Source organism: Acidithiobacillus sp. IBUN Pt1247-S3, from assembly GCF_041146875.1.
GTDB lineage: Bacteria > Pseudomonadota > Gammaproteobacteria > Acidithiobacillales > Acidithiobacillaceae > Igneacidithiobacillus.
Window position 1 is genome coordinate 1 of record NZ_JBFRXP010000060.1, and the last position, 1,657, is coordinate 1,657.

Below are 1,657 nucleotides of genomic sequence, written 5' to 3' on the forward strand. Positions count from 1 at the left end.
TTGTCATAACTTTGTAACTTCTGATGCTTTTCTGTCGCATTCAATTTGTTGTTCGCGATTACCTGATGGGCTTTCATATCAATTGGTTGAATTTGCTTGATTGCAGCAGCGAAATGCCGAAGCTCACTATGGCTCACCGGCATACTCGAGACCTTTGGCGCTGTCTCCGGTTGCTTAATCGTGTCGGCGTTTGCTACTGCTGAACCAACACCGAAGGCGACTACTGCGGGAATCATAACGCGAAAAATAAACGCATTGCGCATAAACTCTCCTTTTCATATTTCAGGGAAGGAAACATAGGGTGTTTTTACCGTAAACAAATTAGCGGTTGATTGTCAACAGATAATTTGTTAACACTTATTTTCTGGCTTTTGATGCTATCAAATCGCTGAAAACTACACCAGCTCTGTTCAATTTTTTATGTGCGCCATGGAAATGGAAAATAATGAATCATACCAGAGATTTCTAAATAAGTATTTCATAACCATAATAACATTGCGTAACAGAAAATATAGAATTTAGTATTGCGCTCACGTTCAGTCTATTGATAACGTGTGCTTGCAGTAACTGAGTTCCATATATCCCTTTCAAGGAGGCTTAATGAAAGCAGGTATTAGTAAGGCAGGTGTTAGTATCGTTGCCGGATTCGTGGTAAGTGCAATGTGCATGGGTTACGCATTTGCAGCCTATGCTCCGCCGTCGGCGCAACAGGGCGGCCAGCCGGGAATGCAGCAGCAGGGCGGCCAGCCGGGAATGCAGCAACAGGGCGGCCAGCCATCTTCTGGGTCGATGGGGCACAAGAAAAAGCAAAATACATCTGGAATGTGAGACGTGAACCGCGGAGTGGCCCAGAGTGTCACTTGCACGTGGGGTGGAAGTGACACTCTGAGCTGCCCGCACTTTGGTATAAAGGAGAGCGAATGAATAGCGTGACGATAAAAAAGATGGGTGTTGCAAATGTCGGGGCGATATTGCTGGCTGTCGCGGCGCTGTCTGGCTGTTCTGGAAACCATAGCAGTGGGCAACCGGAAATGTCAAAGTCGGATGGTGGCCAATCAAACACCTCCCAGCCGAGTAATCCACCCAGTACGCCACAGTCGAGTGGATCCAGCAACTCGCCGAGTATGCCGTCAGGTGGGCAGTCCGGCACAGACTAGCTTATGAGACGCGGGCATTCAGGAAAAACACAATACATTATGAATCGATTGCTGAGATTATCATATTATGTAGGTCTCAATATGGGTGGAGCTTGTCTGTGAAGCTTCCATAATCATAGTAGAAAATGCCGCCCAAGTTATGCGCGACCGGAGCGTAATAAAGGAGCATTTATGACTGGAATAGCTAGGTTTATCGTTGTCATGTTTGCCATTAGTACGGTGGGAATGACGCCCGCTGTGGCAAGCGCTATTGGATACAATAGAAGCCTTGATAAGATTCAAAAAGATGCGGAACGGCCAGTGTCTCACGAAGAGCTAGCGCGTTTTGTTTCTGTGATAAAGGAAGTTAATCCAATCGATATTAAGGCACATGCCTTGGGAAATGACAATCAATTGAGCGGTACAGAGAAAAGAAGGGCGCTTACCCGGTATGAGGGAGAGATAAAAAGCGTAGTTCTGCAAAATAATTTGACGCCATTACAATATGCCGCATTGCTGCG

2 protein-coding genes and 1 pseudogene are annotated in these 1,657 nt (G+C 46.3%); 2 read left to right on the forward strand and 1 reads right to left on the reverse strand.

From position 1 onward, the window contains the following. Positions 1 to 263: pseudogene (locus AB4090_RS15010) on the reverse strand (hypothetical protein); the annotation flags it as partial. A 337-nt stretch (positions 264 to 600) separates the two neighbouring features. On the opposite strand from AB4090_RS15010, the gene AB4090_RS15015 reads away from it, so the two are divergent. After that, positions 601 to 828 (forward strand): hypothetical protein, encoded by a 228-nt coding sequence (locus AB4090_RS15015; RefSeq protein ID WP_369574682.1) that lies wholly within the window; start codon positions 601 to 603, stop codon positions 826 to 828. A gap of 500 nt (positions 829 to 1,328) precedes the next feature. Next, positions 1,329 to 1,657 (forward strand): hypothetical protein (locus AB4090_RS15020; RefSeq protein WP_369574683.1); only part of this gene is annotated, 329 nt, incomplete at its 3' end.

Coding starts and splice junctions, on each gene's coding strand:
- AB4090_RS15015 (WP_369574682.1), top strand. CDS start 601: ATGAAAGCAGGTATTAGTAAGGCAGGTGTTAGTATCGTTGCCGGATTC.